This window comes from Rhizobium sp. TH135, assembly GCF_002855515.1.
Classification (GTDB): Bacteria; Pseudomonadota; Alphaproteobacteria; order Rhizobiales; family Rhizobiaceae; genus Allorhizobium.
Window position 1 is genome coordinate 42,604 of record NZ_PKRP01000008.1, and the last position, 22,435, is coordinate 65,038.

The 22,435-nt window shown below is 61.7% G+C and carries 19 protein-coding genes; 13 read left to right on the forward strand and 6 right to left on the reverse strand.

The window, feature by feature from the left end; all coding sequences use genetic code 11:
* The first annotated feature begins 56 nt into the window (after window positions 1-56).
* The 5 genes from C0V73_RS21325 (at window position 57) to C0V73_RS21345 (ending at window position 6,266) form a co-directional block, all read left to right on the forward strand.
* The gene (locus tag C0V73_RS21325) at window positions 57-1,097 is read left to right on the forward strand and encodes a TRAP transporter substrate-binding protein (protein WP_102022036.1); all 1,041 of its coding nucleotides are present in this window, start codon (window positions 57-59) and stop codon (window positions 1,095-1,097) included.
* An 86-nt stretch (window positions 1,098-1,183) separates the two neighbouring features.
* Window positions 1,184-2,551, forward strand: a complete 1,368-nt coding sequence (locus C0V73_RS21330) for a glutamine synthetase family protein (RefSeq protein WP_102022037.1) — start codon at window positions 1,184-1,186, stop codon at window positions 2,549-2,551.
* 104 nt (window positions 2,552-2,655) lie between these two features.
* Window positions 2,656-4,041 carry an aldehyde dehydrogenase family protein gene (locus C0V73_RS21335; protein WP_102022038.1) on the forward strand — a complete coding sequence of 462 codons (1,386 nt, stop codon included), beginning with the start codon at window positions 2,656-2,658 and terminating at the stop codon, window positions 4,039-4,041.
* The gene (locus C0V73_RS21340; RefSeq protein ID WP_102022039.1) at window positions 4,038-5,183 is read left to right on the forward strand and encodes an iron-containing alcohol dehydrogenase; all 1,146 of its coding nucleotides are present in this window, start codon (window positions 4,038-4,040) and stop codon (window positions 5,181-5,183) included. The genes C0V73_RS21335 and C0V73_RS21340 overlap by 4 nt, the downstream gene beginning before the upstream one ends.
* A 363-nt stretch (window positions 5,184-5,546) precedes the next feature.
* A complete protein-coding gene (locus C0V73_RS21345) occupies window positions 5,547-6,266 on the forward strand; it encodes a ParA family protein (RefSeq protein ID WP_102022040.1) in 720 nt (239 codons plus the stop codon).
* 114 nt (window positions 6,267-6,380) lie between these two features.
* Here C0V73_RS21345 and C0V73_RS21350 read toward each other — a convergent pair whose 3' ends face one another.
* Entirely contained in the window at window positions 6,381-7,685 is a 1,305-nt protein-coding gene (locus C0V73_RS21350; protein ID WP_245408066.1) for a L,D-transpeptidase, read from the reverse strand.
* Window positions 7,686-7,899: 214 nt separating this feature from the next.
* On the opposite strand from C0V73_RS21350, the gene C0V73_RS21355 reads away from it, so the two are divergent.
* The 4 genes from C0V73_RS21355 to C0V73_RS21370 all read left to right on the forward strand — a co-directional run bounded on the left by C0V73_RS21355 (window position 7,900) and on the right by C0V73_RS21370 (window position 10,053).
* Window positions 7,900-8,382 (forward strand): MarR family transcriptional regulator, encoded by a 483-nt coding sequence (locus C0V73_RS21355; RefSeq protein WP_245408063.1) that lies wholly within the window; start codon window positions 7,900-7,902, stop codon window positions 8,380-8,382.
* The gene (locus C0V73_RS21360) at window positions 8,379-9,206 is read left to right on the forward strand and encodes a DUF4432 family protein (RefSeq protein ID WP_102022042.1); all 828 of its coding nucleotides are present in this window, start codon (window positions 8,379-8,381) and stop codon (window positions 9,204-9,206) included. The genes C0V73_RS21355 and C0V73_RS21360 overlap by 4 nt, the downstream gene beginning before the upstream one ends.
* Window positions 9,207-9,290: 84 nt before the next feature.
* Window positions 9,291-9,629, forward strand: a complete 339-nt coding sequence (locus C0V73_RS21365; RefSeq protein WP_102022043.1) for a TIGR01244 family sulfur transferase — start codon at window positions 9,291-9,293, stop codon at window positions 9,627-9,629.
* Window positions 9,630-9,711: 82 nt separating this feature from the next.
* The gene (locus C0V73_RS21370; protein ID WP_102022044.1) at window positions 9,712-10,053 is read left to right on the forward strand and encodes a RidA family protein; all 342 of its coding nucleotides are present in this window, start codon (window positions 9,712-9,714) and stop codon (window positions 10,051-10,053) included.
* 74 nt (window positions 10,054-10,127) lie between these two features.
* On the opposite strand, the gene C0V73_RS21375 is transcribed toward C0V73_RS21370, so the two are convergent.
* The 3 genes from C0V73_RS21375 to C0V73_RS21385 form a co-directional block, all read right to left on the reverse strand.
* Entirely contained in the window at window positions 10,128-11,780 is a 1,653-nt protein-coding gene (locus tag C0V73_RS21375) for a thiamine pyrophosphate-binding protein (protein WP_102022045.1), read from the reverse strand.
* The gene (locus C0V73_RS21380; RefSeq protein ID WP_102022046.1) at window positions 11,777-12,976 is read right to left on the reverse strand and encodes a CaiB/BaiF CoA-transferase family protein; all 1,200 of its coding nucleotides are present in this window, start codon (window positions 12,974-12,976) and stop codon (window positions 11,777-11,779) included. The genes C0V73_RS21375 and C0V73_RS21380 overlap by 4 nt, the downstream gene beginning before the upstream one ends.
* A gap of 160 nt (window positions 12,977-13,136) precedes the next feature.
* The gene (locus C0V73_RS21385) at window positions 13,137-14,063 is read right to left on the reverse strand and encodes an alpha/beta hydrolase (protein ID WP_102022047.1); all 927 of its coding nucleotides are present in this window, start codon (window positions 14,061-14,063) and stop codon (window positions 13,137-13,139) included.
* A 135-nt stretch (window positions 14,064-14,198) separates the two neighbouring features.
* Between C0V73_RS21385 and C0V73_RS21390 the strand changes: the two genes are divergently transcribed.
* The 4 genes from C0V73_RS21390 (at window position 14,199) to metF (ending at window position 19,823) form a co-directional block, all read left to right on the forward strand.
* Window positions 14,199-15,983 (forward strand): hypothetical protein, encoded by a 1,785-nt coding sequence (locus tag C0V73_RS21390; protein WP_102022048.1) that lies wholly within the window; start codon window positions 14,199-14,201, stop codon window positions 15,981-15,983.
* A 126-nt stretch (window positions 15,984-16,109) separates the two neighbouring features.
* Complete coding sequence (ettA, locus tag C0V73_RS21395) at window positions 16,110-17,759, forward strand: energy-dependent translational throttle protein EttA (protein ID WP_102022049.1); 1,650 nt, start codon at window positions 16,110-16,112, stop codon at window positions 17,757-17,759.
* Between the two features lie 148 nt (window positions 17,760-17,907).
* Window positions 17,908-18,915, forward strand: a complete 1,008-nt coding sequence (locus C0V73_RS21400) for a metalloregulator ArsR/SmtB family transcription factor (protein WP_102022142.1) — start codon at window positions 17,908-17,910, stop codon at window positions 18,913-18,915.
* Window positions 18,915-19,823 (forward strand): methylenetetrahydrofolate reductase [NAD(P)H], encoded by a 909-nt coding sequence (metF, locus tag C0V73_RS21405; protein WP_102022050.1) that lies wholly within the window; start codon window positions 18,915-18,917, stop codon window positions 19,821-19,823. The genes C0V73_RS21400 and metF overlap by 1 nt, the downstream gene beginning before the upstream one ends.
* Before the next feature lie 521 nt (window positions 19,824-20,344).
* Here the strand turns inward: metF and C0V73_RS21410 are convergent.
* Together C0V73_RS21410 and C0V73_RS21415 are read right to left on the reverse strand one after the other, a co-directional pair.
* Window positions 20,345-21,529 carry a lytic murein transglycosylase gene (locus C0V73_RS21410; RefSeq protein WP_102022051.1) on the reverse strand — a complete coding sequence of 395 codons (1,185 nt, stop codon included), beginning with the start codon at window positions 21,527-21,529 and terminating at the stop codon, window positions 20,345-20,347.
* A gap of 101 nt (window positions 21,530-21,630) precedes the next feature.
* Window positions 21,631-22,410, reverse strand: a complete 780-nt coding sequence (locus C0V73_RS21415) for a GH25 family lysozyme (protein ID WP_102022052.1) — start codon at window positions 22,408-22,410, stop codon at window positions 21,631-21,633.
* Between the last annotated feature and the right edge of the window lie 25 nt (window positions 22,411-22,435).

A 22,435-nucleotide genomic window follows, 5' to 3' on the forward strand; every position in this document is an offset into this window, starting at 1 on the left:
GCCGGACCATCAGGGATGGTGGGCATTAAGAGAACCAAAGAACAGAGGGAAACGAAATGACCAACAGCAGACGTTCATTCCTGAAGACGGCCGCCATGGCGACACCCGCCGTTCTGGCCGCACCTTATGTCAAAGCCCAGAATGCCAAGATCACCTGGCGCCTGCAGACCTATGCCGGTGCGGCACTTGCCGAATTCGTCATCCGCCCGGCCGTCGACGCCTTCAACAAGGCGGCCAATGGCGAGATGGAAATCCAGCTCTACACGGCTGACCAGCTCGTGCCCACGGGCGAGCTGTTCCGCGCCATGCAGGCCGGCACGATCGACGCCGTCCAGTCGGACGACGATTCCATGAATTCGCCGGTCGATATCAAGGTGTTTGGCGGCTACTTCCCGTTTGCTTCGCGCTACAGCCTCGACGTGCCGACGCTGTTTTACGAATATGGTCTCGCCGAGATCTGGGACGAAGCCTATACGGAAGTCGGAGTGAAGTGGCTGTCGGCAGGCGCATGGGACCCGTGCAACTTCGCCACCAACAAGCCGATCACCAAGCTCGATGATCTCAAGGGCCTGCGCGTCTTCACCTTCCCGACGGCCGGTCAGTTCCTGTCGCAGTTCGGTGTCGTGCCGGTCACCATTCCGTTCGAAGACGTGCCGGTTGCGATGCAGACCGGTGAAATCGATGCGATCGCCTGGTCTGGCATCACGGAAGTCTTCACGTCGGGCTGGGTTGATGTGACCAAGTACTTCCTCACCAACAACGTCTCTGGCGGCTGGGCGGGTTCGTTCTTCGCCAATGCCGACCGCTGGAATGAAGTCCCGCCGCACCTGCAGACCTTGTGGCAGATGTGCATGGATTCATCCCACTACAAGCGTCTGCACTGGTACTGGGGTGGCGAAGCCCGACTTCGCGCCGAAGGTGGCCGCCTCGAACTCACCAGCATCCCGGATGCCGAATGGAAGACCGTCGAAGATGCGGCGCATGTCTTCTGGGAAGAGGTCGCCAAGCAGACGCCGCGCACCGGCAAGGTGGTCGAGATCCTGAAGAAGTACAATGCCGACATGGAAAAGGCCGGTAAGCCTTACCGTTACGGCTGATAACACGACATGGCGATCCGGCTTCGGCCGGGTCGCCTTCATAAAACAAGACGGCATGAGCCGAGCGCTGCCCTGGGAACACCGAGATGACCACTTACACATTCGAAGAGTTGAAAAAAGACGTCGCAGAAGGGCGCATCGACACGGTTCTGGCGTGTCAGGTGGACATGCAGGGCCGTTTGATGGGCAAGCGATTCCAGGCCGAGTTCTTCGTCGAGAGCGCCTACAAGGAAACCCACAGCTGCAACTACCTGCTGGCCACCGACATGGAGATGGAGACCGTCTCCGGCTACAAGGCGACCAGTTGGGAGAAGGGCTACGGCGACTATACGATGAAGCCCGATCTTTCGACGCTTCGCCGCATTCCCTGGCTCGAAGGCACGGCGCTGGTTCTCTGCGACATGCTCGACCACGCGACCCATGCCGAAGTGCCGCATTCGCCGCGCGCCATCCTGAAGAAGCAGGTCGCCCGGCTTGAGGCCATGGGCATGAAGGCCTTCATGGCGACCGAGCTTGAATTCTTCCTCTTCGACCAGACCTATGACGAGGCGCGGCTTTCGGGCTATCGCGACCTGAAGCCGGTTTCTGGCTATAACGAGGATTACCACATCTTCCAGACGACGAAGGAAGAGGACGTGATGCGCGCGATCCGCAAGGGTCTGCAGGGCGCCGGCATTCCGGTCGAGAACTCCAAGGGCGAGGCTTCTGCCGGCCAGGAAGAGATCAACGTCCGCTATGCCGACGTGCTGACAATGGCCGACCGCCACGTGATCATCAAGAACGGCTGCAAGGAGATCGCCTGGTCGAAGGGCAAGGCCATCACCTTCCTGGCCAAGTGGCATTACAACGCTGCCGGTTCCTCGTCGCATATTCACCAGTCGCTGTGGTCTGCCGACGGCAAGACGCCGCTGTTCTTCGACAAGGACGGGCAGTACGGCATGTCCGATACCATGAAGCACTACATGGCCGGGCTGCTCGCCCATGCCAGCGATTTCACCTATTTCCTGGCACCCTACATCAACTCCTACAAGCGCTTCGTCGCCGGGACCTTCGCGCCGACCAAGGCGATCTGGTCGAAGGACAACCGCACCGCGGGCTACCGCCTGTGCGGCGAGGCCAGCAAGGGCATCCGTGTGGAATGCCGCGTCGGCGGCTCCGACCTCAACCCCTATCTGGCCATGGCAGCCCTGCTGGCTGCCGGCATCGACGGGATCGAGAAGAAGATGGCGCTCGAACCGGAATTCTCAGGCGATGCCTATGGCGCGCAGGGCGCCCGCGAAATTCCAAGGACGCTGCGGGCGGCGGCTGAAACGCTTCGCGGCTCAGCCATGCTGCGTGCCGCTTTCGGCGATGACGTGGTGGACCATTACGTTCGTGCGGCCGAGTGGGAGCAGGAAGAGTATGATCGCCGGATCACAGACTGGGAGGTTGCGCGCGGCTTCGAGCGCGCGTGACCAAAGGCGGCCTTGAGCCCGCCACCATCACCGGCGTATGGGTGGAAACAAGGACAGCGGCTGCGGCCGCTGTCATTTCGTTCTAGAACAACAGGAAGACGATCATGACGATGATCCAATGCATTTCGCCGATCGATGGATCGGTTTACGCGGAACGTCCGGCTATGTCGCTGGAAGCGGCGACCGAGGCTGTGGCTCGTGCGCGCAAGGCGCAAAAGGCCTGGGCGCGCCGGCCTTTGGAAGACCGCGTTCAGCTGGTGCTGAAGGGCGTTGCGCGCCTGAACGAGATGTCTGATGAAGTGGTGCCGGAACTGGCCCACATGATGGGCCGTCCTGTGCGCTACGGCGGCGAATACAAAGGCTTCAACGAGCGCTCGAACTATGTCGCAGCGATCGCCGCCGACTCGCTTGCGCCGTTGGTCGTGGAAGCCAGCGACAAATTCGAGCGCCGCATCGAGCGCGAGCCGCATGGCGTTGTCTTCGTCATCGCGCCGTGGAACTACCCCTACATGACGGCGATCAATACGATCGCGCCGGCGCTGATGGCGGGCAATACCGTCGTCATCAAGCATGCGACCCAGACGCTTCTCGTCGGCGAGCGCATGGTGCGCGCGTTCGTCGAGGCGGGCGTTCCCGATGATGTCTTCATCAACCTCTTCCTCGACCACGCCACAACCTCGGCGCTGATTGCGGCCGGCAATTTCAACTTCATCAACTTCACCGGTTCGGTCGAAGGCGGGCGCTCGATCGAGCGGGCCGCTGCCGGCACCTTTGCCGGTCTCGGCCTCGAGCTTGGCGGCAAGGACCCGGGTTACGTCATGGAAGACGCCGACCTGGAGGCCGCCGTCGATACGCTGATGGATGGCGCGACCTATAATTCCGGCCAGTGCTGCTGCGGCATCGAGCGCATTTATGTGCATGAGAGCCTCTACGACGCCTTCGTCGAGAAGTCGGTCGCCTGGGTGTCGAACTACAAGCTCGGCAATCCGCTGGATCCGGAAACGACGCTCGGCCCGATGGCCAACAAGCGCTTCGCTAAGGTGGTGCGCGAGCAGATCGCCGACGCCGTTTCGAAGGGTGCCAAGGCGCTGATCGATCCGAAGCTCTTCCCGGCCGATGACGGCGGCGCCTATATCATGCCGCAGGTCCTCACGAACGTCGATCACTCCATGGCTTTCATGAAGGACGAAACCTTTGGTCCGGCCGTCGGCATCATGAAGGTGAAGAGCGACGAACAGGCGCTCGAACTGATGAACGACAGCCCCTATGGCCTGACCGCCTCGCTCTGGACGCAGGATCCGGAGCGCGCTGCCCGCATCGGTCGCGACATCGAGACAGGTACCGTCTTCATGAACCGCGCCGACTATCTCGACCCGGCGCTCTGCTGGACCGGCGTCAAGGAAACCGGCAAGGGCGGCTCGCTCTCGGTGCTCGGCTTCCAGAACCTTACCCGTCCGAAATCCTACCATCTGAAGAAAGTCACGAAATGAACATCGTCGCCAATTGGAGCTACCCCACCGCCGTCAAGATGGGACGTGGCCGTATCAAGGAACTGGCGGACGCCTGCAAGTCGCTCGGCATGAAGAAGCCGCTGTTGATCACCGACCGGGGACTTGCCCCGATGGCGATCACGCAGACGGCGCTCGACGTGCTGGAAGAGGCGGGCCTTGGTCGCGCGCTCTTCGCCGATGTCGATCCGAACCCGAACGAGAAGAACCTGGAAGCCGGCATCAAGGCCTACAAGGATGGCGGTCACGACGGCGTCGTCGCCTTCGGCGGCGGCTCGGGCCTCGATCTCGGCAAGTGCGTTGCCTTCATGGCCGGCCAGACGCGGCCTGTCTGGGATTTCGAGGATATCGGTGACTGGTGGACGCGGGCAAACTCCGACGCCATCGCTCCGATCGTTGCCGTGCCGACGACGGCTGGTACCGGTTCGGAAGTCGGTCGCGCTTCGGTCATCACCAATTCCGAAACCCACGTGAAGAAGATCATCTTCCACCCGAAGTTCCTGCCCGGCGTCGTCATCTGCGACCCGGAACTGACCGTCGGTATGCCGAAGATGATCACGGCTGGTACGGGAATGGACGCGTTCGCCCATTGCCTCGAAGCCTATTCCTCGCCCTTCTATCATCCGATGAGCCAGGGTATCGCGCTTGAAGGCATGCGGCTGGTCAAGGAGTTCCTGCCGCGCGCCTATCACGACGGCACGGATATCGAGGCCCGCACCAACATGATGTCGGCAGCTGCCATGGGCGCTACCGCCTTCCAGAAGGGGCTCGGCGCCATCCACGCGCTGTCGCATCCGATCGGCGCCGTTTACAACACCCATCATGGCATGACGAATGCGGTCGTGATGCCGCCGGTGCTGAAGTTCAACCGCCATGTGATCGAGGAGCGCATCGAGCGGGCCGCCGCCTATCTCGGTATCGCCGGCGGCTTCGACGGCTTCTACGACTACGTGCTGGCACTCCGGGCTGAACTGCATGTGCCGGCGAACCTCACCGCCATGGGCATTGCCAATGACCGGATCGACGAACTCTCGGCGATGGCGATCGAGGATCCGAGCGCTGGCGGCAATCCGGTGAAGATGACGCTCGAAAACACCAAGAAGCTGTTTGCCGACTGCTTCTAACAGCGCGTGCTGATCGCATTGAGGACCCCGTCACAATGTGTGGCGGGGTCTTTTTCGTGTCTTGCTCATGCGTTGGTGATCCGTCCAGCCCTTTGCTGGCAGATGTTAGGGCCGGCCGAGTCGCGCCGTCGCATGTCGGCAGATGCCTAGCTGTGCGCGGCTCTGTAGCGACGGACCTACGCATTCTTATTTGCGAATATACTTTGTTTTTCCGTCGCTTCTCCCCATTGAGGGGGAGGGCGCCAAGTGTCCCGTTTCCACTTTGTTAACCATGTTTGCGCCATAATCAACGTATGGGGCGCCGATGATGCTGGCTGCTCAAGAGCGATGAGCCGCTCGGATCCGACCTCCCAAGGAAGCAGCATGCCAGTCATTTCTTTTGCCAATGCCAAGGGCGGTGCCGGCAAAACCACCGCAGCCCTTCTTCTCGCCACCGAACTGGCACATCAAGGATATCGCGTCGCCATTCTGGATGCCGATCCGCAACGCTGGATCACCCAGTGGCACGAGATCTCCGGCCCGCAGCGCAATATCGAAGTCATCTCCGAAGTGACGGTCGCTTCGGTTCAGGGGCATATTCGCGAATTGTCGCGCACCAACGACTACATCATCATGGACCTCGCCGGTGCGCGTGACGCCATGGTCACGACAGCCATTGGTCTTTCGGATCATGTCATGATCCCGGTTCAGGGCTGTGCCATGGATGCCAAAGGCGGTGCCCAGATCCTTGACCTGATCAAGCTGATGGAAGACGCCGGCAACCTGGTCATTCCGCATTCTGTGGTCCTCACCCGCGTCACCTCGATGGTAACAACGCGCGCTTTGTTGACCATCAAGGGCCTGCTCGCCGCGCGGGGCGTCAATGTCGTCAACACGCCGATCGTCGAGCGCAGCGCCTATCGCGAAATCTTCGACTGTGGTGGCACGCTGTATTCGATGGATGCAGCGAAGATCAGCAATCTCGACAAGGCCCAGGAAAACGCCAAGTCGTTTGCCTCGGAAGTCATGCGCCTGCTGCCGGTGAAGGTCATCCGCTCCAGCGAGCCGCGTCGTCTGTTCCGCCTGGTGCGCTCAGCCGCCTGAGTGCTCCCCTTCCAATAGTCCAGAAACGAAGAGACCGCCGGTGCTGCCGGCGGTCTCTTTGTATAAAAATCGGAGTTTGTCAGTGCGCAGACGAGTCTGGGCAGGCTCCGTGTCTTATTCGACGAATTCCACCGTCACGCCGGCCTTGACCATCTTGGCCAGCTCGGTCGCGTCCCAGTTTGTCAGGCGGATACAGCCGTGGCTCTGGGTGCGGCCGATCTTGGATGGCTCGGGCGTGCCGTGGATGCCGTAGGTTGGCTTGGAGAGTGCAAGCCAGACCGTGCCGACTGGACCGTTCGGGCCTGGCGGGATCGACAGGACCTTGGTGTTGTTGCCCTGCTGGAAATTGACCTTCGGATTGTAGGTATAGCCCGGATCGAGCGCGATGCGTTCGATGGTGACGGTGCCCGACGGCGAGGGAGTGTCGGCCGATCCGATACTCGCCGGATAGGCGGCAATCAGGCTGCCGTCTTCACCATAGGCAAAGACCTGCTTCAAACCCTTGTTCGCGACGATGCGTGCGACATTGCCCTTCTTGACCGGACCCGGCTCGACCACCTTGATGGTTGTGCCGGGGATCGAAAAGTCGACGCCGGGGTTCAGTTCGCGCAGATAGCCTTCGTCCATGTGGAAGCGCTCGGCGAGCATTTCGACGGTCGACGTGTAGGACAGGGCGGGCAGCTGTGCCTTGTGGGCATAGTCGTCCGGGATCGAGGCGACGAACGGGCCAGCGGCATCGCCTGCCGTGATCGTGTAGCTCTTGATTGCGAGGCCGCCGGAGAGGCGCAGGCGTTCGAGGATATCGTCGGCATTGTTCGGGTCGAGCGTTTCGCCGGTCATCTCTTCCCAGGCGACGATCGCCTTGTTGACGTTCTGGCCCATCTTGCCGTCGATGACGCCGGGCGAAATGCCTTCGCGATCGAGGAAGACCTGAAGGGCGGTGATCTCGAGCCGCGACAGATTGCTCTTCACCGGAATTTCCGGGGTGACGATCCGAGCAGGGGCGTTGTCGGCGGGGGCGGGCAGATCAGGGCCGCCATAGGGCATGTCCTGCGGCATCTGATCCAGCGGAAGCTGGTCGCCGGGCATCGCATCGGGGATCGACGCTGTCGTCACGTCATCGTCCCAGCCGCGCGGTTCCGGCTCCTGGGGCTGGCCGTAAGGGCCATAGACGCCCGGCAGGCCCCTATCGCCGCCACGGTTCTGTGGCGGGTAGTAGCTCTCGGCCGGAATTTCGGTCGCGACGAGATTGCCCATGCGGTCGATGAGAACGGTGCGGCCCATGCGATCGCGGCTAATCACGACTTCGCCCACTTCCGGCACGAAATCGAGGATATCGCCCTCCGGCGAGATTAGAAGCGTGTGCGAATTGCGGTCGTCATAGACGGATTGCGCCGAGGCGGTAAGCGCCGTCGTCAGCGATACGGCGGTCAAGGCAGCCAATCCCAGGCCAGTATTCTTGATATCGAACACGATTCTTTTTTCCTCGTCTGAACCAGCGACAAACGCGTGAAATTTGACACTAATGTGGAAAAGGTGAATTCATAGTGAATATAGGGTTAACTTACTGTGGGGGCAGTAGAGCCGACACGCTTTAAAACAGAGCTTTGTGGTTCGGCTGTAAGGGGGGAAGATGCAGGATCGACTGAGATTGGAAGACTTTTTACCCTTCCGGCTGATCCGGGTCGCGGAAACTGTCGATAACGGCTTTGCGCACTTCTGTGGTCCGGAGGATGAACTGTCCTGGTCGGAGTGGCAGGTGCTCTGGTCTCTGGGTGAGCGTTCACCGACCACTGCCAAGGCCATTTCCGGTTATGCGGGTCTCAGCAAGACCAAGATCAGCCGCGCCGTAAAGGTTCTCGAGGACAAGGGCTATCTGCACCGCAAACGAGACAGGTCCGATCGTCGTTTCGAACTGCTGTCCCTGACGCAGAGGGGAAAAGAGCGTTTCGAGCGACTGGCCGGCGAAGCAAGCGGCTTCCAGCGCTGGCTTGAGCGCAGTGTCAACATCGCCTATCTCTCCTCGCTCGACAGCGGACTCGTCGGACTGGAGGATCTGATTTCCACCGGTCACCTCAGAGCGCCGCAGCAGCAGGCCGAGGAACCGCTCGCATGATCATGTTTTCCGGCCCCAAGGGGCCGCGTCTTGCTCTCGACGAAGGCTCCGTCTTCGATGTCGGCGCCTGCATTGTCGACGGCGTTGATGTGGCGCCCGGCCGGGCCATTCCCGATGACGGCGACCCCCGCATCGATCATTCGCTCGAAGGCTTCCTGTTCACATGCGGTCCAGACCACATCCGGCACCGGGAGCCGATATTCGGCACGGATGCTGCCTATCCGCTGCATGGCTCCTTTTCCGCCAATCCGGCGCATTCGATCGAATTGTCGGTCGAGGGCGAGGATCTCGTGGCGCGGGCCGTCGTCGACGTTGCGCTTGCGGCCGGCGGACATGCCCAGTTGCGCCGTCAGTGGCGCCTCAAGGGCGAGAGCGGCGAGGTGCAGCTTGCCGACACGGTGGTCAATGTGGGCGAGGCCCCGTTCCCGACCTTCCTGATGTATCACATCAATCTGGGTGCCAAGCACTTCGATCCCGGAACCCGGCTCGAAGGGGCCATGCTTGAGGGCGGTGGTCTGCCCTGGGCCTTCGGCGAAGGAGACGGCGGGATCTTCTGCGTGCCCGCTGGGCATGGTGGCTGGGCGGAGTTCCGGCTCGGGCCGATGGAGGCGATCGGCGGCAAGCGGCTGAAGGTGCGCTTCCGCACAGACACCCTGCCGCACCTGCAGGTCTGGCGGAACCAGAGGCTGCCGGCCCATGTGCTCGGTATCGAACCCGTCTCGCATCGCTGGGTCGGCCGAAACGAGCTCGAAGCCGCCGGCGAGTTCGACATTCTCCAACCCGGCGAGAGCCGCGAATACGGGCTCGCGTTTTCCTTCGTCTGAGGGAGGATGGCGAGGCTGTCGAGATTGACGCCTACGGATGCCCGTCGTAGATGTTTGGCCCCAAGAAATTGACGAGGTGCACCGATGAACATCCGCCAGATCAACGAGGAATATTCGGTCAGCGGCCAGATCACTGTTGATGAGGTCGATGAGGTAAAGGCGCTCGGCTTCAAGTCGATCGTTTGCCATCGCCCCGATGGTGAAGAATTCGGCCAGCCGGAATTCACAGCCGTTGCCAAGCGCGCGGAAGAACTTGGCCTCACGATCAAGCATGTGCCAGTGGGCCCAATGGGTGTCACGCCGGATGCTGTCGCCGATATGGTCGATGCGCTCGAGGAATTCGAACGCCCGATGCTCGGCTATTGCCGCTCCGGCGCCCGTTCGGCGGCAACCTACGAACACGCGCAGCGCCAGCGCGGCTGACGCGCCTTTTCCATCATCCTTGGCCGGACCTTCGTGTCCGGCCGGTCTGTTTTCTAAACCAGCCTCAAGCAGGAGTTTTCCCATGAGCATCAAGCGTATCGAGCCCGGCAAGCGCATGAGCGGCGCCGTCGTCCACGGCAACACCGTTTACCTCGCCGGCCAGGTCGGCGAAGGTTCGACCGTGACCGAGCAGTCGAAGTCGGCTCTCGCCGAAGTCGACCGCCTGCTGGCGGCCGCCGGCTCGGACAAGTCGAAGATCCTGCAGACGATCATCTACCTTTCCGACATGTCGACCTTCGGCGAAATGAACGCCGTCTGGGAAGCCTGGATCGACCCGGCCAACCCGCCGGCCCGCGCCACCAGCGGTGCGCCGCTCGCGACCCCGGACTACAAGGTCGAGTTCATCGTCACCGCTGCCATCTGATTTTTCAGGGCAAGTGAAGAATGCAAAAGGCCGGGAGCGATCCCGGCCTTTTTTTGTTTCTACTCAACTGCCTGTCAGGCTTTGTTGCGAATTTGAGTCAAGGTGCGGCTTGGCGTGATCGTCTCCGGATCCAGCTTGATTTCGATGATCGCGGGCTTGCCGGAGGCGCGGGCACGCAGGAAGGCGGGGGCGAAGTCTTCGGTCTTTTCGACGGTTTCGCCGTGGCCGCCATAGGCCTTGGCGAGTGCGGCGAAATCGGGGTTGGTCAGATCGGTGGCGCTGACACGGCCCGGATATTCGCGCTCCTGATGCATGCGGATCGTGCCATACATGCTGTTGTTGATCACGAGCGTGATGATCGGCAGGTTGTAGCGGATGGCGGTCGCGAATTCCTGGCCATGCATCATGAAGCAGCCATCGCCAGCAAAGCAGATGACCTCACGCTCCGGGAACAGCTGTTTGGCAGCAACGGCTGCCGGAAGGCCATAGCCCATGGAGCCGGAGGTCGGGGCGGCCTGGGTGTTGAAGGCCTGGAAGCGGTGGAAACGGTGCAGCCAGGTGGCATAGTTGCCGGCGCCATTGGTGAAGATCGCGTCCTTCGGCGTGTTCGCCTCGATCCACTCCATGATCGGGCCCATCTGCACGGCGCCAGGGCCAGCCTTCGGCGGCGTCGACCAGGCGAGATAGGCGGCGTGCATAGCTTCTGTGCGCTCGGCCCATACTGGGGCGACGGGTGCATCGAGCGATACGAGCGCTGCGACGAATTCCTCAGGGGCCGCGCAGATGGCGAGATCAGCGCGGTAGACGCGGCCGAGTTCGGACGGGTCCGGATGCACATGCACGAGCGTCTGGGCCGGGTAGGGGATGTCCATCAGCGTGTAGGAGGAGGAGGGCATTTCGGAGAAACGGCTGCCGAGCAGGATCAGCAGATCGGCTTCCTTCACTTCCTTGGCCAGCGCCGGATTAATGCCGATGCCGACATCGCCGGCGTAGGACGGATGCAGGTGGTCAAAGAGCATCTGGCGGCGGAAGGAGCAGCCGACCGGCAGCTTGAACTTTTCCGCGAATGCCTGGATGCCGGCGACCGAGGTCTCGCTCCAGCGCGTGCCGCCGAGGACGACCATGGGGCGCTTGGCGGTCTTCAGCATCGCGCCGAGGGCGGCGATCTGGCTTGGGCCGGGATGGGCCTCGACCGGGGTGTAAGCCTTGGCTTCCGGGGCGTCGACTTCGTCGAGCAGCATGTCCTCCGGTAGCGTCAGCACGACGGGGCCGGGACGGCCTGATGTGGCGACCGCAAAGGCGCGGGTGACGAATTCCGGGATGCGGCGGGCGTCGTCGATCTCGCCGACCCATTTGGCAAATTCGGTGAAGGCGCGGCGGTATTCGACTTCCTGGAAGGCTTCGCGCTCCTTCATGTCGCGACCGATCTGGCCGATGAAGAGGATCATCGGGATCGAATCCTGCTTTGCGACATGCAGGCCGGCGGAGGCGTTGGTGGCGCCGGGACCACGGGTCACCATGCAGATGCCGGGCTTGCCGGTGAGGCGGCCCCAGGTGTCTGCCATCATCGCGGCGCCGCCTTCCTGGCGGCAGACCAGCGTCTCGATGCCGCTGTCCTTCAGCGCGTCGAGCACGGCCAGATAGCTTTCGCCGGGAACGCAGGACACACGTTCGACGCCGTTGGCCTTCAGCGCCTCGACGATCAGTTCACCGCCGGTTCTCTTCATTGCGTCTTCCTTTCCAGCTCGGCCAGTTCGGCCAGAATTTCGTTTCCGTGCTCGCCGATGCGCGGGCTTGGGCGCTCGTAGCGCAGGGGGGTCTCGGAGAGCATGATCGGCGTGCGCACGCCGGGGATCACGGTGCCCTTGTCGTCGGTCAGCTCGATCTTGAGGCCGCGCGCCTGGACTTGGGGGTCGGCGAACATTTCCTCGATCGAGTTGATCGGTCCTGCCGGCACGGCATTCGCCTCACAGGCGGAAAGCAGATCGCGCTTCTGCCACTTCTCTGTCTCGGCGGTGACGATCTGGCGGACTTCGATCTTGTTGGCGACACGTGCCTTGTTGGTGGCGAAGCGCTCGTCCTCGGCGACTGTGGGGATGCCGAGGATTTTACACAGGCGCTTGAACTGGCCGTCATTGCCAACGGCGAGGATCAAATGGCCATCTGCTGTCGGCACGACTTCGTAGGGGCTGATGTTCGGATGGGCATTGCCGAGGCGAACAGGCGGCTTGCCGGAGATCAGGTAGTTCATGTTCTGGTTGGCAAGCACCGCCGACATTACGTCGAGCAGCGCCATGTCGACGAACTGGCCCTGGCCTGTTTTCATGACATGGATGAGGGCGGCCTGGATGGCGGTGACGGCATAGATGCCGGTGAAGATGTCGGCAATGGCGACGCCTGCCTTCATCGGCTCGCCGTCCTTCTCGCCCGTGATCGACATGAAGCCAGACATGCCCTGGACGATGTAGTCGTAACCGGCGAAATCGGCATAGGGGCCGTTCTGGCCAAAGCCTGTTATCGAGCAGTAGACGAGCTTGGGGTTGATCGCCTTCAGGCTCTCATAGTCGAGACCGTATTTCTCAAGCCCGCCGCGCTTGAAGTTTTCGATGACGACATCGGCCGAGGCGCAGAGGCGGCGGACGATTTCCTGGCCTTCCGGCGTCTTCAGATCGACTGATATCGAGCGCTTGTTGCGGTTGGTAGAGTGGTAATAGGCAGCCGAGAGGTTTTCGCCATCGGCGCCCTCGACGAAGGGTGGCCCCCAGGCGCGGGTGTCGTCGCCACCTTCTGGGTTTTCCACCTTGATCACATCGGCGCCGAGATCGGCCAGCATCTGGCCCGCCCAGGGGCCTGCAAGCACGCGGGCGAGTTCGATCACGCGGATGCCGGCGAGCGGGGCAGGGGCGGAGGGCTTGGTCGTCATGGCGCGATCCTGTGCCGTGTTGTCAGGCCCTGTTATCTGACCCTTTCGGACCGCTGGCCATGACAAGAACTACTGTCGAGCGAGCTATACCGCCGGATTTTGCCGTCCGCACCTGATATTCTCTCATGGCATCATTCCGTTTCGGCAAGAGATCGGAGCGTCAGGGGCCGAGATTGCCGAGCCAGCTCAGGAAATCGCCGATCGCCTTTTCGCGACCGATCTCGTTCAGCGTCTCGTGGCGCATGGTCTCGTAGACGGTGGTTTCGACATCGATCATGCCCGCATCCAGCATACGCTGGCCGAGCCAGCGGATTTCGCGGCCCTTGTTGGTTGCCGGATCTTCAGCGCCGCCGACGAGATAAACCGGGAGCCGCTGCGGCAGGCGGACGAGGCGTTCCGGGTCTGCGCCGGCAAAGGTCAGCCGGAAAATGTCGCGCCACATGGAGACGCTGGAATCGAAGCCGCACAGTGGGTCGGCGATATAGGCGTCGACTTCCTTCGGATCATGCGACAGCCAGTCGAAGGCCGTGCGATGGCCTGGGATCGCGCGGCCCCAGGCGGCAAAGGTCGCCTTCGGCAGGATCAGGGAGGGGACATCGGACCCCTTCAGCATCTGCTCAAGGTAAAGGACGCCTTGGGCGAAGCGACCGGCAAGGCCGGGATTGAAATTGGAGTTCCAGATCGAGAGCGCCGCGAAGGCCTGCGGATGTTCGGTCGCGACATTCAGCGCGATCAGGCCACCCATGGAATGGCCGAACAGAATGATCGGCAGTCCCGGATGTTTGGCGGCCGCAAGGTCGCGCATCGCCATGACATCGGCCACGACCTTTGCAGGTCCGTCCTTGCGGGCGAACGATCCTAGCGTCGCATCTGCCGCCGTGGTCTCGCCATGGCCACGGTGATCATGGGCGTAGACGTGATAGCCAGACGCTGAAAGCGCTCCCGCGAAACCCTCATAACGCCGCGAATGTTCTGCAAGGCCGTGGCAGAGGAGGAGGATGCCGCGCGGGGCGGTCTCGGCAGGCTGGTGGTGATAGGCGAGGCGAGCCCCGCTCGGGCTGTCGAGCCACTGTCGCTCTGCAAACATCTGGATCCCCTTGCATTTTCCCTTGTGTTGCCTGCTGTACCCCGTCTGTCAATCAACGGCCTTGATCGAGGGCAAAGGAATTTTCATTCCTTTGCGTCTAGCTTCCACGCATCAAACGAAGGTCGGGGATCAGGCATGGCGGAGACGGAGCGATCGGCAGCGGGGCCAGGCGGCGTGCGGCCCTTCGTCATTGTGGCCGGTCTCCTGCTGGTCATGGTGGCTTTCGACAGGATGGACGGGATCTCCTTTTTCGGTGATATCGACGATGATCTCAGGTTGCTGCAGCTCAAACATTTGATGGTGACAGGCGGTTGGTATGACCTCACTCTGCCTATGGTCCAGTCGCCCGAGATTTATCTTTCGCCCTGGTCGCGCCTGATCGATCTGCCCTATGCGGTGTTAACCTTGCTCCTTCAGCCGTTCCTCGGGCTCGATCTTGCTTTGGTCTTCGCGACACAGATCTGGCCGCCGGTGATGCTGCTGATGTTTGCCGCTCTCACCGTGCGGACGGTGCAGGCGCTGACACCGCCGGAGGCCCTCAGCGTTCCCGGCTGGCTGGTGGTCGGCTTCGTGCTGATCTTTGCCGCCTTCGAATTTTCACCGGGACGCATCGACCACCACAATGCTCAGATCCTGGCGATGATGGTGATCCTGTACGGACTTGTCAGAGACCAGGGGCGCGGTGGTCGATTCGTCGGATCCGGAGCAGCGATCTCTCTCGTGATCGGCTTGGAATGCCTGCCCTTCGTCGCCGTAGCGCTTGCGCTCATTGCCATGGGTTTCGTGTTGCGGGTTCCCTTCGCGCGCCGGATGCTGGTCGAGACCGGAATATCCATGGTGGTGGTCGCGCTTGTCTCGGGGATTGCCTTCATCGGACCTAGGGCCATGCTGCAGACGGCCTGCGACGCCTATTCGGCGCCCTATATCGCAGCCCTTTGCGGCTTTGGCGCATGCTTCTGGATCTCAGGCCGGTTGGTGCCGGAAGGTGCTGCGCTGCTGCCGCGCTTGCTGACGCTTTCGGTTTCCGGCGCGCTCGTGACTTGCGGCCTCGTACTCCTCTTTCCGTCCTGCCTTGCTGGCCCCTACCAGATGATCGATCCGGTCTCCCGCCTCTACTGGTTCGAACGGATCCAGCAGGAACAGAGCATTCTGGGGTTCCGGCAGATCGGACAGACGGGTGCGGCGGTGCTGGTGTTTCTGGCGCTGATGGCGCTCGTTGCGTTGTTTAGCTGCCCTTTCTGGCGTCGGGAGACGCGGGGCAGCGCGCGGCACTGGGCGGGCTACCTGTTTGCCTGCAGTTCCCTTGCCATGACCGTGATCCTGATCCGCTATGTGCGATTTCCTGCGGCCCTGATGCCGGTCTTTCTGCCGCTGGCGCTGAAGTTCTGCGTCGATACGCTCTCAAGCGGTGAGGGACGGCGGGCAAAGGCGCTCGTGATCGCACCCGTCGCGGTTCTGACAGCCATTGTGGGCGGCCTCTATGCGCTCATGCCCTACCGGCCGTCACCGCAGGACGCGGTCTGGCTGATGTCGGTGGATGATTGCCGTGGCGAGGATTTCGCCGAGTTGACAGGGCTGGCGCCGGGCCGGATCCTGGCTCCGACCGGCATCGGGCTTGCTTTGGCAGCGCATGTGCCTGATGGCGTCTCGGTCATGGCGATCCCGTTCCATCGTGCAGCGCCAGGAATCCGACTGAGTTTCAGCGCCTTTGCGGGAACCGATGCCGCCGCGCGCAAGGCTGCACTTAAGGAATCCGACTATGTGGCGGTCTGCCACGTGCCTTTTCCCGTTCCGTCCGAAGAGGCGCCACTCTATGCGGCATTGGTTGGCGGGAAAGAGTGGTCAGGGCTCGTGCCTGTCGCGGGTGCAGAGCCGGGCCGCCTCAAGATCTACAGCGTCGTGCATGCTGCGCTGAAGTGATCGCGAGGTTCTGTTCCTCGCGACAAGAGTTAGAAAAACCCGGCATCCTGGCCCGGTCTGCATTGCTCACGCGACGCAATTCGCCTACATAGCGGCAAATTCCCATTCCCGCCGGAGCAAGACCCCATGGCACGCCAGTTCATCTATCACATGTCGGGACTTAGCAAGTCCTACGGCGCAAAGAAGATTCTCGAGAACATCCATCTCTCGTTCTATCCCGATGCCAAGATCGGTATCCTCGGCCCGAACGGCGCCGGTAAGTCGACCGTTCTGCGCATCATCGCCGGTCAGGACAAGGAATACACCGGTGAAGCCTGGCTCGCCGAAGGTGCCACCGTCGGCTACCTGGAGCAGGAACCGCATCTCGATCCGGCCAAGAACGCCTTTGAAAACGTCATGGAAGGCGTTGCCGACAAGCAGGCCGTGCTCGACCGCTACAACGAACTGATGATGAACTATTCCGACGAGACGGCGGAAGAGGGCTCCAAGCTTCAGGACATCATCGACAGCCAGAACCTCTGGGATCTGGAGCAGCAGGTCGAAATGGCGATGGAAGCGCTGCGCTGCCCGCCGAAGGATGCAGACGTCACCCTTCTGTCCGGTGGTGAGCGCCGTCGTATCGCGCTTTGCCGCCTGCTGCTCTCGCAGCCGGACCTGCTGCTGCTCGACGAACCGACCAACCATCTGGACGCCGAGACCATTGCCTGGCTCGAAAAGCACCTGCGCGATTATCCGGGTGCCGTCATGATGATCACCCACGATCGCTACTTCCTCGACAACGTCACCGGCTGGATCCTCGAACTCGACCGCGGCCGTGGCATTCCGTACGAAGGCAACTATTCGGCCTACCTGCAGGCGAAGGCCAAGCGCATGCTTCAGGAAAACCGCGAAGAGGCTGGTCGCCAGAAGGCGATCTCGCGCGAACAGGAATGGATCGCATCCAGCCCGAAGGCCCGTCAGGCCAAGTCCAAGGCCCGTATCAAGGCTTATGAACAGCTGGTCGATGCGGCTGAAGGCATTCGTCCCGGCGATGCGCAAATCATCATTCCGGTCTCCGAGCGTCTCGGCAACGTCGTCATCGAGATGGAAGGCATCAACAAGGGCTTCGAAGGGCGCACTCTGATCAACGATCTCTCGATCAAGCTGCCGCCCGGCGGTATTGTCGGTATCATCGGTCCGAACGGCGCCGGCAAGTCGACGCTGTTCAAGATGATCACCGGTCAGGAAAAGCCGGATGCCGGTTCGATCCGCATCGGTGACACCGTGCATCTCGGCTATGTCGACCAGAGCCGCGACTCACTTGATCCCAACAAGACGGTGTGGGAAGAGATCTCCGGCGGCGCCGAAATCATCAAGCTCGGCAAGTTCGACATGAACTCCCGTGCCTATTGTGGCGCCTTCAACTTCAAGGGTGGCGACCAGCAGCAGAAGGTCGGCAATCTCTCCGGCGGTCAGCGCAACCGCGTGCACCTGGCCAAGATGCTGAAGGCCGGCGGCAACGTTCTGCTGCTCGACGAACCGACCAACGACCTTGATACGGAAACGCTGGGTGCGCTTGAGACTGCGCTCGAAAACTTCGCCGGTTGCGCGATCATCATCTCTCACGATCGCATGTTCCTTGACCGTCTGGCGACGCATATCCTGGCTTTCGAAGGCGACGGCCATGTCGAATGGTTCGAGGGCAACTTCGAAGACTACGAGCAGGACAAGATCCGCCGCCTCGGCCCGGATGCGCTCAACCCTGGCAGCCAGGCCTACAAGCGCCTGACGCGCTAACGCGCTCTGCGACGATCATTAGGAGGGCCGGGCCGAAAGGCGCCGGCCTTTTTTTATTCAATCGATCCAGTGGCCCCACACATTTCGGCTTGCATCATTCGCCGAACAGACATAAAGATATCTTTATGTCGTTATTGCGGTGGTGCTGATGAGACTGGGCGTCGATACTCTTGTGGATTTGCTGAAGGCGGCGGGCGAGCCGACCCGCCTGCGGCTGCTCACGCTGCTCTCCTCCGGCGACTTGACTGTTACGGATCTTACCGAAATTCTCGGTCAGTCGCAGCCCCGTATCTCGCGCCACCTGAAATTGCTCGCGGAAGCCGATCTGATCGATCGTTATCAGGAAGGCGCCTGGGCCTATTTCCGTCTGAAGCAGGACGGGGCCGGGGCCGAACTCATTCGCCTGCTGCTCGATGCCGCCGAGGAGAGCGACCCTGTTCTCCAGCGTGACCGTGATCGCCTGGCTGGCGTGAAGCGTGCGAGGGCGGAGAAGGCGCAGGCCTATTTTAGCCGCAACGCGTCTGAATGGGACGAGCTTCGCCGACTGCATGTCAACGATGCCGATGTGGAGGCCGCTCTTCTGCAGATCGTTGGCACCGAAGCGGTCGAATCGATGCTGGACCTTGGCACCGGCACGGGGCGCATCCTGCAATTGCTGTCACCGCGGTATCGTCGGGCTATCGGCATCGATGCCAGCCGTGACATGCTGGCGGTTGCCCGCTCCAATCTCGACAAGGAAGGCATCCTGTCGGCCAGCGTGCGCCATGGCGACATTCTTAACCTGCCGCTCGATGCCGGCGACTACGATCTCGTGACCATCCACCAAGTTCTGCACTTCCTCGAAGAGCCGGAACTGGCTCTGGCGGAAGCCGCGCGCATGCTGCGGGACGGTGGCCGTCTGGCGATCATCGATCTCGCCCCCCATGTCCATGAATATCTCCGCGACGAACATGCCCATGTGCGTCTCGGCTTTTCGCATGGCGTGATGGCCGAATGGCTCGGCCGGCAGGGGCTTTCGGTCGAAGACGTAATCGACCTGCCGCCGCAAAGTGCAGCCGGGCGCGGTCTCACAGTCACCATCTGGCTTGCTCGCCGCGGAGACGCTGCCGCTGCCACACCCCAGGACCAACCTCTTGCCTTGACCGGGAGCCGATAATGACGAAGACCGAACGGCCGATCGCCAAGCCCTCTGACCTCAAGGTCTCCTTCGAGTTTTTCCCGCCCAAGTCGCCTGATATGGCTGAGCAGCTCTGGCAGACGGTCGAGGCGCTACAGCCCTACCAGCCGGATTTTGTCTCGGTAACCTATGGTGCCGGTGGCACGACGCGCGAGCCGACGCTTGCGACCGTCAAGCGCCTGATTGCCGACACGCCGCTCGCCACCGCTTCGCACCTGACCTGTGTCGGAGCGTCGCGTGAGGAGGTTCGGGCCGTTGTCGAGGAATTCCAGGCTGCCGGCGTTCGTCATTTCGTCGCTCTGCGCGGCGACCCGCAGGGCGGTGTCGGGACGCGCTACGCGCCGCATCCCGGCGGCTTCGTCAATGCCGCCGATCTGGTAGCCGGTTTGCGTGACATGGGGGACTTCGAGATCTCGGTCTCCGCCTATCCGGAGCGTCACCCGGAAAGCGAGAGCGAGGCCGTCGACCTCGATATGCTGAAGCAGAAGGTCGATGCGGGGGCCACGCGCGCGCTCACCCAGTTCTTCTTCGATAACGACGTCTATGAACGGTACATGGACCGCGTTCGTGCGGCAGGCATTTCGATCCCGATCGTGCCGGGCATCATGCCGATCCAGAACCTGACCCAGCTCAAGCGTTTCGCCTCGATGTGCGGGGCAAGCGTTCCTGCCTTTATCGACGCGCGCTTTGAAGGCACGGAGAACGACCCACAGGCCCGAGCCGCCATCGCCGCTGATATCGCCGCCGAGCAGATCGCGGACCTGTCGCGACGTGGTGTCGAGGAGTTCCACATCTATACGATGAACAGGGCGCCGCTCACGATTGCGACGCTCGAGCGCCTCGGCGTGTCCGCGAAGGCCCAGACCCTTTCGGGCGCCGCTGCCTGATCTCAGATGCCGCAGAATGGAAAGAGGCGCATGACGGTCCTTGTCATGCGCCTCTTGCTCTTTTGAAATTCATGGATGCTGGAGTGGCCTGGTTCGGCCAAGCCATGGGTTTTGGTTCATTCGACCTGTGTCAGATGAACAGCATAGTGGCTACAAAAACAAACGCTGCACCTACGATCAGGACATTGATAGAATTGGTCAGTCCCATGTGTGCCTCCTTGCGTTGACCGTTAGATATTATGTCTGTTTTGTGTCTGCGCAAGGGCTAATCGGTGTTGCGATGCGGCATTTCTCGCCGGAAAACCTACCGGATTTCACCAATAAATATTGAATTACAGAGGCTTGATGGCGATCTCGCGCTGTTAATGAAGTTTAATATCCGTGAGCGCTAGAGGCTGTGCATAAGCGGTTCTGCGGGCTTCTGCCCAGGCTCATCGCTCAGCCATTGCACGTAAAAAAGCCGGGGTAGCCATGCCAACCCGGCCATTTTTTCCTCTATTTGGCGCGTATCTGACCGCGTCTTAGAGGGCGTTGAGAAGAGCCGGTGTCGGCCAGCCATCGGCGGGCAGACCGACCCGCTGCTGCTCTTTCTGGACCGCGACGCGCGTGCCGGCGCCGAGGATGCCGTCGATCTTGCCGACGTCGTGGCCCAGTCCCTGAAGTTTCGTCTGCAGGGCTGTCATCTGGTCGACGTCGAGGCCCGGTTCAGGGTTGCCCTTCTGATAGACCGGCGCGCCGCCGAAACGGGTGGCGAAATAAGCGGCCGAGGTCGTGTAGATGAAGGACTGGTTCCATTCGAGATAGATGTTGAAGTTCGGATAGGTGATGAAGGCCGGGCCTTTGCGGCCTTGCGGCAGCACCAGAGAGGCGGGCAGGGAGCCGAAGCCGGTGTTCCCATCGCGCGGCTGGACGCCCAGCGCAAACCATTCAGCTGCCGTCATCGTGCCGCCGAGGCCGGACTTTTCGAAGGGCAGGGTCTCCGGGATCGTTACTTCCTGGATCCAGGGCTCGCCGCGCTTGAAGCCGAGATGCTGGATGAACTTGGCAGCCGTCAGGATGGCGTCCGGGCTGCTCTGCTTGACGTTCACATGGCCGTCGCCATCGCCGTCGATGCCGAATTCGATGATGTCCTTGGGCAGCATCTGAACCTGGCCGATTTCGCCGGCCCAGGCACCGGTATTGCCGGCCGGGTCGAGATCGCCATGCTCGACCATCTTGATCAGGGAGAGGAGCTGCGGACGGAACAGTTCCGGGCGGCGGCAGTCGTGCGCCAAGGTGACGAGGGCGTTACGGGTGTTGAAATCGCCCTGCACGGCACCAAAGTCCGTCTCCATGGCCCAGAAGGCGGTGATCACGCCTGCCGGTACGCCGTATTCCTGTTCAGCGCGAGCGAAGACCTCTGCGTATTCCTTGATCTTCTGGCGACCGATGTCGAGACGGCCCTGGCTGACGGTGCGGCCGGAGAATTCGAGGAAGGTCTGGCGGAAGACACCCTGCGATCGATCGCGGGAGAGAACCTTCTGGTCGATGGCAGCACCTGCCAGCGCCTTGTCCGCGATTTCAGGCGGCGTGCCGGCTGCGACGGATTCGGCCTTCACGCCTTCGAGGAAGGCTGCGAGGTCGCCACCGCATTGCTGCGCCTGCACAAGGCCGGTCGAGGCGAGGAGGAGGGCGAGGGGGAGCGCATGACGCAGGGCTTTGTTCATCAGTCGGTCCTTCAAGGGTTGGCGCGCAGAGGGCTTCAGTCTCGCGCATTCGTGCCGCCATTTCTGGCGGGTTCTGCGGAGCCTCTAGCGCTCGTTTGCGATCATTTCGAGACGGATCTGACCCAATTCTGCCAGTTCTTCTGGGTGCCGGCAAAGACATTGATATCAGTGCCGCCGCGGATGCCTGGGACGACGCCAGTCGACGTATATTGCCAGAAGGCCCAGCGGCGGTCGGGATAGATCTCGCTTGGATGCTGGGCGACCGCGCGAACCCAGAAATGGTGATCCTTGAAGGCGCCCTCCAGGTTTTCCCGGTGGAAGTCGACGGAGGTGTAGATGATCGGCCGCTTGCCGTAGTGGGCTTCGATGCGCTGCATGAAGCGCTGCATCTCGGATCTGACGGTGGCAGCATCCGGGCGCAGGCGGCAGGTCGGGGAGGTCGGGTTCCACTCGACATCGAGCACCGGCGGCAGCAAGTTTGCTTCGCGCGGTACGTTGCGGATGAACCAGTCAGCCTGTTCATCGGCAGACGAGCAGAAATAGTAGAAGTGATAGGGCGCATGGGGAATGCCAGCGGCGCGGGCACCCTGCCAGTATTCATGGAAGCGCGGGTCGAGCATGTCACCACCCTCCGTCGCCTTGATGAAGACGAAGGCCACGCCTGACTTCTTCACCGCGCGCCAATCGACATCGCCGTTCCACTTGGACACGTCGATGCCATGCACCTCGTGACGATGCGGTGTCTTGCCGTCGAAATGCTGTGGGTCGGTATCGTGAAAGCGCGGTGAGACGGAGGCCGTGTCCATCAGGTCATAGGAGCCCGTAGTGCAGGCCGTAACCGTCAGGCAGAGAGGAAAAAGGAGTGTCGATAACCACCGCATGGAGGGTCCGTCTGCTGGGAATGAA

Excerpts from the sequence above, each read along its gene's own strand:
- C0V73_RS21325 (WP_102022036.1), top strand. The coding sequence starts at position 57 with ATGACCAACAGCAGACGTTCATTCCTGAAGACGGCCGCCATGGCGACA.
- C0V73_RS21330 (WP_102022037.1), top strand. The coding sequence starts at position 1,184 with ATGACCACTTACACATTCGAAGAGTTGAAAAAAGACGTCGCAGAAGGG.
- C0V73_RS21335 (WP_102022038.1), top strand. The coding sequence starts at position 2,656 with ATGACGATGATCCAATGCATTTCGCCGATCGATGGATCGGTTTACGCG.
- C0V73_RS21340 (WP_102022039.1), top strand. The coding sequence starts at position 4,038 with ATGAACATCGTCGCCAATTGGAGCTACCCCACCGCCGTCAAGATGGGA.
- C0V73_RS21345 (WP_102022040.1), top strand. The coding sequence starts at position 5,547 with ATGCCAGTCATTTCTTTTGCCAATGCCAAGGGCGGTGCCGGCAAAACC.
- C0V73_RS21355 (WP_245408063.1), top strand. The coding sequence starts at position 7,900 with ATGCAGGATCGACTGAGATTGGAAGACTTTTTACCCTTCCGGCTGATC.
- C0V73_RS21360 (WP_102022042.1), top strand. The coding sequence starts at position 8,379 with ATGATCATGTTTTCCGGCCCCAAGGGGCCGCGTCTTGCTCTCGACGAA.
- C0V73_RS21365 (WP_102022043.1), top strand. The coding sequence starts at position 9,291 with ATGAACATCCGCCAGATCAACGAGGAATATTCGGTCAGCGGCCAGATC.
- C0V73_RS21370 (WP_102022044.1), top strand. The coding sequence starts at position 9,712 with ATGAGCATCAAGCGTATCGAGCCCGGCAAGCGCATGAGCGGCGCCGTC.
- C0V73_RS21375 (WP_102022045.1), bottom strand. The coding sequence starts at position 11,780 with ATGAAGAGAACCGGCGGTGAACTGATCGTCGAGGCGCTGAAGGCCAAC.
- C0V73_RS21380 (WP_102022046.1), bottom strand. The coding sequence starts at position 12,976 with ATGACGACCAAGCCCTCCGCCCCTGCCCCGCTCGCCGGCATCCGCGTG.
- C0V73_RS21385 (WP_102022047.1), bottom strand. The coding sequence starts at position 14,063 with ATGTTTGCAGAGCGACAGTGGCTCGACAGCCCGAGCGGGGCTCGCCTC.
- C0V73_RS21390 (WP_102022048.1), top strand. The coding sequence starts at position 14,199 with ATGGCGGAGACGGAGCGATCGGCAGCGGGGCCAGGCGGCGTGCGGCCC.
- ettA (WP_102022049.1), top strand. The coding sequence starts at position 16,110 with ATGGCACGCCAGTTCATCTATCACATGTCGGGACTTAGCAAGTCCTAC.
- C0V73_RS21400 (WP_102022142.1), top strand. The coding sequence starts at position 17,908 with ATGAGACTGGGCGTCGATACTCTTGTGGATTTGCTGAAGGCGGCGGGC.
- metF (WP_102022050.1), top strand. The coding sequence starts at position 18,915 with ATGACGAAGACCGAACGGCCGATCGCCAAGCCCTCTGACCTCAAGGTC.
- C0V73_RS21410 (WP_102022051.1), bottom strand. The coding sequence starts at position 21,529 with ATGAACAAAGCCCTGCGTCATGCGCTCCCCCTCGCCCTCCTCCTCGCC.
- C0V73_RS21415 (WP_102022052.1), bottom strand. The coding sequence starts at position 22,410 with ATGCGGTGGTTATCGACACTCCTTTTTCCTCTCTGCCTGACGGTTACG.